This is a genomic window from Kribbella sp. NPDC049227 (assembly GCF_043197265.1).
Taxonomy (GTDB): Bacteria; Actinomycetota; Actinomycetes; order Propionibacteriales; family Kribbellaceae; genus Kribbella.
The window spans coordinates 1,347,611-1,356,329 of the sequence record NZ_JBICST010000001.1 but is presented as its reverse complement, the minus strand read 5'-3'; the positions used below and the strand labels follow the sequence as shown (position 1 = coordinate 1,356,329).

Sequence of the window (8,719 nt, the reverse complement as noted above, 5' to 3'; positions counted from 1 at the left end):
GCCCCACGGAGACGCCAGACCCAGACTGGCCGAACCAGCCACTGTCGCAGATCACCTGGCGGACGGGTGTCGCACATCAGTCGACGGAGGACACAGCGCCGAGCTACCCGTCTGCCGGATTGACCTCTTAAGCATCAAGGCGCCGCCGATGCGGCAGGACTAGAGGGGGTTCGGTGGCTGGCGTGAGTGCCGGACCGCCAAGCTTTACCCACCTCCCTCGGGTCGGGTCCCTAAGACCGGAGGGCCGCCTAGGCCATCGCGGGCGGGCACGGACCTGCCCGAGTCGCGGAAGCTTGTGGCCTCCGGTCTCCGCGACCCGATGGAGGACACCGGCCAACGCCTGACGGTCCTTCTCGGTGACCGTGCGATCCGGGCTCAGACCTACCACTCGTCTGTGATCCACAAGGGTGACCGGAGGAAACTCTCTCGGCCGCGCTGTCCCTTGTCAGTCAGGAAACGCATCAGCATCATGTCCGTCGACTCTGTTGCCTTCGTCGGTTCGGGCCCGACCACTGTGCGTGCTCCAGGCATGGGCGTCCATCCGCAGCTTGCGTAGAAGCCTTCGAGGTCGGGGTTGCAATAGACAATTCCGAGATCGGCGTCGCTTGCGTCGATGCGGCGGACAGCCTCGGTCACGAGCTTCTTGGCCCAGCCTTCCCCCTGGAATGATGGGTAGGTCAGCACAGTGGTTGGGCTGTGGACCTCGTAGGAGACGCCCTCATGTTCGAGGGTCACGCGGACGAGTTCCAGATGACTGACGACCAGGCCATGCGCCACATACAGAAGGTGGTACGGCGTCAGGTCCGATCTCGTGATCCAATCGCGATAGCGGAGGTCCCCGGTGAAGCCCTCTGGCCACTGCAAACGGAGGAACGACAGAACCTGGGACCTCAGCAGTGCCGGAAGTGCGGCGTCATCGAACTCAACGAACTCGATCTCTCGGGTGTCCATGTCCCCAGCCTCAGGCAGGTCCCGGTGGCGGCGCCAGTCAGTTTGCACGGGCCCGGTCATGTGCCCCGGACGTGCCCCAAACTGCCCTCAACGACCACACTCACCTGCGCACAAGAACCCCACTCGTCATGCGTCGCTCCTTGCTGACGCAGTAGCCAACAGGAGCGCTGGACGACCATGGACACCAGCCGACAGTCCGGGCCGACCGAGGCCGTACATCCTGTCGCTGATCCCTGGATCCCGCCGCCGTCTCGACTGGTATCGGGTGAGCGAGGAATGGCGAGCCCTGCCTTGTCGCGGCGAGCAGTTCGACCGTGCTCCGGGGCATGCTGCTCCCTCGGACAAGTAGCAAAGGAGTCGCGTTCAGCGCCTCGTCTCGTACCTGGTCAGGACCGCGCCGCCGGGAAATGTGCGCGTCTCTACCAGGTTCAGGTTCACCCAGTTGTCCAGCGCGGTGAAGAACGGGGTGCCGCCGCCCACCAGCACCGGATGGGTGACGATCTCGTACTCGTCGACCAGCCCGGCCCGCATGGCCGCCCCAGCGAGCGTGGCGCCGCCGACCCTCATCGGCTCGCCGTCGTCGGCCTTGAGCCGGGTGATCTCGGCTACGGCGTCGCCGGTGACCAGGCGGGTGTTCCAGTCGACCTTGTCGATCGTCGAGGAGAACACCACCTTCGGCGTGTCCCGCCAGTTCCGCGCGAACTCGATCTGCGCCGGGGTGGCGTCGGGCTGCTGGTCGCCGGTCGGCCAGTGGGAACTCATCGTCTCCCACAGCTTGCGCCCGTACATCAACAGCCCGATCGCCAACTCCTGGTCGAGCCACCACTGAAACAGCTCGTCGCTTGGCGCGCCCCAGCCGATGTCGTCGCCGGGCGCGGCGATGTAGCCGTCCAGGGTCAGGTTCATGCCGTAGATCAGTTTCCGCATGGCGCCACGCCTTTGTGTCGCAGGGGTCGCATCTCATCACTCCTAGTCCCGGCGGCCGCGTCCGGGCCGCCGCTCACCACTGCTACGAACGTCCCACCTCGGATCCGACAGCCGGCGCAGAAATTCGCCGAACGGTGGGTCTCGGGGTCCTCGCTCATTGCTTCCAAGCCGGTTATGCGGCGGCTTGCAGGCTGACCCCAGTCTGACCCCAACAGGTCCACACGAACCGCCACCGGGACAACCTCGGAGCCCATGCTTCACCCTGCGCCCAGGAGCTAACCGTCTGTTGCCCGCTCCTACGGATCAGAAGGTTGCCTGGTGCCACGGCCGAGGCGCTGGTGGGCTTGCGCGCCAAACTCTTTCGGCTGCCGGGTCCGAATTTCCACGCGTAGGCGGGCGTTACGGTCAGGTGACGGTGGCGAATGGTGACCCAACCGGCCGCCGCGGTCGGTGGGTAGACCAGGTGTGGCTCCCATGAGCGAGGCAGTGGATCTCGTGCCGGATATGCCGGATCACGAGCAGGGTTTCGCCGCGTGGGTGAGTCCGCACGTGCCGGCGATGGCCCGTGTGGCGTCGCGGCTGGCGGCCGGTGCGGATCGCGACGACATTGTGCAGGAGGCGCTGGCTCGGGCTTGGGTGAAGCGACGCCAGTTCGACCCAGCCCAGGGCGCGCCATCCGCGTGGCTGCTCGCGATCACGGCCGACCAAGCCCGGAAGGCAGTGCGCCGGTCGCGCCGGGTCGCCGAGTTCGTCGAGCGGGCGGAACCGACACCGGACCGCGACATCAACATCGATGTCGAGCGCGCCGTGGCCAGGCTGCCGCGCCGGCAGCGGATCGCTGTCGATTGCTTCTACTTCGCGGACTTGTCGATCGCGGAAACCGCGGCGGTGATGGGCTGTTCGCAAGGCACGGTCAAGTCGACACTTTCTGATGCCCGGGCCCGCCTGCGCTCGGAATTGGAGGTTGCAGGATGAGCACATCGGATCATCGCGACGAGGTCGACAAGCTGCTGCGCGCCGCCGGCGCGGCCTGGCGCGCGACACAGCCCGGGCCGCCTGAACCGGACCTGGCCCGGCTTCGGTCGCATCGGTCACGCAGGCGATGGGTGCCGGTGCTGGCGGCCGCCAGTGTCGCTGCCATCGCAGTGGCAGTCGGTGTCACGGTGCTGCCAGACCGCTCGGGCCCGCCCGGGCCGGCGGCCGGTGGCGGAGGCGAGGCGCAGTACCTGGTCCGCGACGGTGACCGGGTCGAGGTCACCGGCAAGGTGATCGCGGCGCCCGAGCGGCCAGTGGTCTACTGTCCGCCCCTGTCGGCGCCCTCCTCCTCGGGCGACGATGCCCCAAGCTGCCCCGCCGATTTCGCGGTGACCTTGACCGGTGTCGATCTCGGCCGACTAGCCGAGCCGGGCACCAGGGACGGCGTCCGCTTCGGCTACGCCCGACTGCGCGGGATCTGGCACGACCACACGATCGCGGTCGACGAGCAGTCGACGCCTGCCGCGGGTGCGCTGAACGGACCACCAGATACCGACCCCGTTCCGTGCCCGGAACCAGCCGGCGGATGGCCGGTGCCGGATCCGCCGCGCAACGACCTGCCCAGCACGGCGGCGGTCGAGCGTCTTGCCGCGCAGCAGCCGGAACGCTTCGGCGCGACCTGGGTCGCGTTCCCGGACGATATGGTGCGGCCCGCACGGGCCTGGACGGTGCCAGTCGTGCTCGTGGTGAGCCTGCTCGACGGCGACGTAGACCAGGCCCGCCGCGACCTCCAGCCCCTGTACGACGGAAACCTGTGCGTCAGCCCGGGAAACGTCACGACCAGCAGGTTGACCGAGGCCGCCCACAAAGGAACCGCACTGGCCCGTGACACCCATAACGGAATCTGGGCGATCTCTGGCGTCGGACCCGACGGGGAGTACAGCGGAGGGCCAATCAAAGTGGGCCTCGTCGTCGTCGACGAACGACGGTACGGCGAGTTCCAGAAGATCGGCTTCGACCTACTCAACCTGCACCCAGCAGTTCGGCCGATCCCTTAGCCCCCGGGCGACCGGGGAACCATCTCGATTCCGACGGGCGGTTCATGATTCCTCCGTTCGGGTGGTCGCGGCGTGCGTGGTCAGGTCGGGTGCGGCGCCGAGTGGTCGCGGCGTCGCTGTACGGCGAGGGTGATGCCCAGCGCGGCTCCGCCGAGGGCGATGCCGCCGAGCGCGCCGAGCGCGATCGAGGTGGTGTGGAGTGCAGTCGCTTGATCGACCGATTCGACTGGTGCCCGTCCTGTGGCCGGCTGGTCGGCGTACCCGGGATAGCCCGACCCCTCGTCCGGCCACGGCTCGACTTGCTGCGTCGGCTGGGGATCGCCCGGACTGGCCGTCGCCGGTACGACGGTTGCGAAGGTGAAGGCGAAGGGGATGATTGCGATCGCCGTGATGCGGTGGTTCATGATTCGGTCTCCTGTCCTCGAGTCCGGCGGGGCCCGCTCACTGCGGTCCGGGTACGCCGGTCGCTCGGTGTTCCTGTTGTCTCGCAAGGCGGTATCGCGACGCCTGAGCGCGGTATCACGGCGGTAACTCGGCCGTTGACGACCTGCTGTGGGAGGTCGACAGTCGAGAGGTGGGCATCGATTTACTGGGCCCGCTCACGATCGGGGGAGATCAGAAGGCTCTCGGGCGACGTGACCGGGTCGTGGTCGCAGCGCTGGCGGTGAACCCTGGGGAGGTCGTCAGTGCAGAGCAGCTCGCTGACCTGTTGTGGGGCGGCGAGCGGATGCCGCCGTCCTGGCAGAAGGTCGTGCAGGGCTGTGTGGTCCGGCTTCGTAAGGTTCTCGGCACGCATGCGATCGAGACGTTGCCGCTGGGGTACCGGCTCGTCGTTCCGCTCGATGAGATCGATGCCCAGCGATTCGATCGCTCGGTGGTGCGGGCACGTGAGCTGCTGACGGCCGGCGAACCTGAGCGATCGGCCGTGGTCCTCGCGGATGCGCTCACGCTGTGGCGCGGCCGGCCGCTGACGGAGCTGGAGGGGTGGGACCCGGCGCGGATCGAGGCTTCGCGACTGATCGAGTTACGCCACACCGCCGATGAGCTGTATATCGAGTCGGCGCTGCGGTCGGGCCAGCACGACAAGGTCCTGGCCAAGGCACAGTCCCTAGTGACCGAGGCTCCGCTCCGCGAACGTCGCTGGGTCCTGCTCGCGACCGCGCAGTACCAGGCGGGTCGTCAGGGCGAGGCGTTGCGGACAATCCAGCGCCTGCGGACCGTGCTGAATCGCGACCTCGGCCTCGACCCGAACGCGGATGTCGACGCGTTGGAGCAGGCGATCCTGCGCCAGGACCCGTCTCTGGTCGCGGAGAGTGCCCTGCCGGAACCGAGCCCGATCTGCCCGTACCCGGGCCTGAAGCCGTACGACGTCGATGACGCGGCCACGTTCTTCGGTCGCGATTCCGACATTGCGGCCTGCCTGCGCAAGCTGACTGACGCCTCGGTACTGGTGGTCGTTGGACCATCCGGGTGTGGCAAGTCCTCGCTGGTCCGGGCCGGGGTGGCGGCAGGGTTGCGCCGGGACGGCAAGCAGGTCGTGGTGATGACTCCGGGTCCGCATCCGATCGCCGCACTGGCGGCTGCGATGCCTGGTACGACGGCCCCGGTGCTGCTCGTGGATCAGTTCGAGGAGGTGTTCTCGCTGTGCCGGGACCTTGCCGAGCGTGAGAGTTTCCTGGCTGCGTTGAATGCCCACCAAGCGCCGCTCGTGATGTCGATCCGCGCCGATCGGCTCGCTGACGTTTCTGCCCATCCGGCCTTCGCGCGAACGGTCGAGCGCGGTCTTTACCTGCTGTCTGGCATGACGCGGGACGACTTGCGGGCAGCGATCGAGGAACCCGCCCGGCTGTCTTCGCTGGTCGTTGAACCGGGGTTGGTCGATCTGCTGGTCAATGAGGTCGCCGACCAGCCGGGCGCGCTGCCGTTGATGTCGCACGCCCTGCGCGAGACCTGGCAACGCCGCGAGGGCCGCACGCTCACGGTCGCGGGCTACAACGCCTCAGGCGGTATCCGAGGTGCCGTCGCTCAGTCCGCCGAAGAGGTCCACGAACGGATCTCGCCGGAGCAGCGCGCGATCCTGCACGACCTGTTGCTGCGCCTGGTCGCCCCTGGCCCGGAGGGTGAACCGATCCGCAGCCGCCTTCCGCGCCGGCTCGTCGTGACTCGCCCCGAGGACAACACGATGATCGACCTTCTCGTGGCCTCGCGGCTGCTCACCAGCGACGCCGGTGTCGTCGAGATCGCGCACGAGTCACTGGTCCGCGCGTGGCCCCGGCTCCGCGGCTGGCTCGAGGACGACCTCGAGGGCCAGCGGATCCTGCACCACCTCGCGGTCGCCGCCGACTCGTGGAACAACCTCGACCGGCCCGAGAGCGAGCTCTACCGCGGCGTCCGCCTCGCCAAGGCGCTCGACTGGCGAGAACGCACGACGCCCACGCTGACCGCGACCGAGGAAGACTTCCTTGCCGCAAGCAAGCGATTGTCAGAGACCGAGCTACGTGCGGCCGAGACCCGTGCCCGCCTTCAGGTGAGAGTCAACCGGCGCCTCCGCGCCGCCCTCGCCACCGCAGCCGTCCTCCTGGCCGGCGCACTCATCGCCGGCCTGGTCGCCGTACGTCAAGCCGACCGCGCCGAGCTGGCCGCCAACCGTGAACTGGCCCGCCAGATCGGCGCCCGCGCACTGATCACCGAGGACATCAGCCAGTCCCTCCTCCTCGCCGCCCAGGGCGTCCGCCTTGACGACGCTCCCGAGACCAGAGCCAATCTGGCCGCCGCCATCAACAAACACCCAACCCTGGTCCGCTCCATCCGCGCGCCCTACGGCCGGACCGAGAACATCGATGTCTCACCTGACGGCACCCGGATCGTCTCCGGCGACGACAAGGCGACTTTCCACCTGTACGACGCGCAGTCAGGAGAGGTGCTCAAGTCGTACACGTTCGCGCCGGTCGCGGAGGATGCGGTCGTCTTCACCCGGCCCCGCTTCAGTCCCGACGGGCGCCTGATCGCCGCGATTGCCAATGACAACTATGGCAACCCGGTCGACCCGGCGTGGCCGGTCCGGTTGCTGGACGCCGGCACTCTCAAGCCGGTGAACCCGCAGCCCGTCGTCCCGCCGCCCGACGTACCGCGGCTGAACAGCGTGGTGTTCAGCAGAGACGGCCGCTACCTCGCGCTCGGCGCGCAGAAAGAAGGTGTGGAGGCGGAGATCGCGCTGGCGTTCGCCCTGGTGTGGAACCTCGACGCGCTCGATCAGCCACCACGAAGGGTCGACCTGTCGTGGGCGGCGCAGCGGGCGGCGCTCAGTCCTGACGGCCGGACGGTGTACCGGTCCTGGCCGCTGACCGCGTTCGACGTGGCCACCGGCCGGGTGCGATGGCAGCGGCCCGACCTTGTCGGCGACGACCCAGTCGCCCCCAGCATCGGTCTGCCGATCGTCGAGGTCTCCGACAGCGGTGACCTGCTCGCCTTCCTGCATCCCGGCCCGGTCCGGAACGACCGAACCATGACGACAATCGTCGATGCGCGCACTGGGAAGCCCGTCAGGAACTTGCGTAGTATCGCGGATCCACCGCGCGCCGCCGATTTCTCGGCTGACGGCAAGTTGCTGGCCACGGCTCACTACGGTGGCGAGGTCGTCATCTGGGAACTGGCCACCGGCCGTGCACTGCAACGCCTGCGCACCGTGGAGGTGTCCTGGGCGGTCGCGTTCAGCCCGGACCAGCGGACGGTATACACGGCCGGCGACCAGGGCATCGTCCGCGCCTACGATCTCGGCGGTCAGCGCCGGTACCTTCGCTGGACCCAGGCCGCCCCGTCACGCCGGTACCTCCACGTTCTTGCCTCAGGCAACGGACGGCGAACCGCCTACCTGTGGAACGAGGCGGGCACATCCTGGCTGAGCATCGCCGACGCGGCCACCGGCCGGATGACGCCGCCGACCCGCCTCGACCTCGAACTCCGGCAGCAGTCGCACCCACCAGCATCCTGGCACCCGAACGGAGAGCGCCTGCTCGTCAACGACACCGAGGTGGTCGTGATGGTCGACGCCCGGACCGGCAAGATTGTGAAGAGACATCGCAGGGATGTGGGGTCGGCCCTGTACTTCGGCGACGGCAACCGCATCGTCGGGGGCAGTGCCCAGGGCAGCGTGTTCTTCGACGGCGACTTGACGCCGACGGGAGGTCTGTACGGCTTCACCGCAGACTGCTGTACAGCATCGTCCCCGGACGGCAAGACCGCCGTGCTCTTCGAGGAGGGCATCAGTGGCGCCACGATGTCCTGGCGCATCATCGAGGTCGCCACCGGCAAGATCGTCCACCAGGGCAAGCTGCCGACCTGGGTCAACGCAGTCGCCTACTCACCTGACGGCCGACTGATAGCAGTCACCGGGACCGAAGGTGTCGTCACCATCGACCCCCGATCCGGTGCGGTCAAGCCCGCCCCGACGATCGCCCAGAAGGCCGAGGGCGTGACCATCCGCTTCTCCCCGGACGGCACCCGCCTCGTCTCCGGAGCAGCGGACGGCACTGTCACGATCTGGGACCCGAACACCTTGGAGAGTCAGCTCACCATCACGGCGACCGAAGGGAACCCGATCCCCGTTGCGCCGATCTTCACGCAAGGCAGCGACCTTCTCACGATCCCGGCGTACGACGGCAAGACCTACTCGTGGGATATCAGCACCGACCATTCCCTCGCCTGGGCCTGCGCCATGGCCGGCCGCAACCTGACCCCCACCGAATGGACCCAGTCCATCCCCGACCTCCCCTATCGAAGAACCTGCCCCTGACCCCGACCTCGACGCC

General features: G+C 68.2%; 6 protein-coding genes. 3 read left to right on the top strand and 3 right to left on the bottom strand.

Features of this window, described 5'->3' with window-relative positions:
• Positions 1 to 381: 381 nt before the first annotated feature.
• Together ACGFH6_RS06775 and ACGFH6_RS06770 are read right to left on the bottom strand one after the other, a co-directional pair.
• Positions 382 to 951, bottom strand: a complete 570-nt coding sequence (locus ACGFH6_RS06775) for a GNAT family N-acetyltransferase (RefSeq protein WP_393381132.1) — start codon at positions 949 to 951, stop codon at positions 382 to 384.
• 363 nt (positions 952 to 1,314) lie between these two features.
• On the bottom strand, positions 1,315 to 1,878 hold the full coding sequence (locus ACGFH6_RS06770) for a dihydrofolate reductase family protein (RefSeq protein WP_393381130.1): 564 nt from the start codon (positions 1,876 to 1,878) through the stop codon (positions 1,315 to 1,317).
• A gap of 474 nt (positions 1,879 to 2,352) precedes the next feature.
• Here ACGFH6_RS06770 and ACGFH6_RS06765 point away from each other — a divergent pair, with 474 nt between their 5' ends.
• Complete coding sequence (locus ACGFH6_RS06765) at positions 2,353 to 2,853, top strand: RNA polymerase sigma factor (RefSeq protein WP_393381129.1); 501 nt, start codon at positions 2,353 to 2,355, stop codon at positions 2,851 to 2,853.
• Positions 2,850 to 3,911: a hypothetical protein gene (locus ACGFH6_RS06760; protein ID WP_393381127.1), complete on the top strand. Its 1,062-nt coding sequence runs from the start codon at positions 2,850 to 2,852 to the stop codon at positions 3,909 to 3,911. Before ACGFH6_RS06765 ends, ACGFH6_RS06760 begins: the two co-directional genes overlap by 4 nt.
• Before the next feature lie 80 nt (positions 3,912 to 3,991).
• Here ACGFH6_RS06760 and ACGFH6_RS06755 read toward each other — a convergent pair whose 3' ends face one another.
• Positions 3,992 to 4,315 (bottom strand): hypothetical protein, encoded by a 324-nt coding sequence (locus ACGFH6_RS06755; protein ID WP_393381125.1) that lies wholly within the window; start codon positions 4,313 to 4,315, stop codon positions 3,992 to 3,994.
• Positions 4,316 to 4,485: 170 nt separating this feature from the next.
• On the opposite strand from ACGFH6_RS06755, the gene ACGFH6_RS06750 reads away from it, so the two are divergent.
• Positions 4,486 to 8,703, top strand: coding sequence for a BTAD domain-containing putative transcriptional regulator (locus ACGFH6_RS06750; protein WP_393381123.1), 4,218 nt, complete (start codon positions 4,486 to 4,488; stop codon positions 8,701 to 8,703).
• Positions 8,704 to 8,719 lie beyond the last annotated feature (16 nt).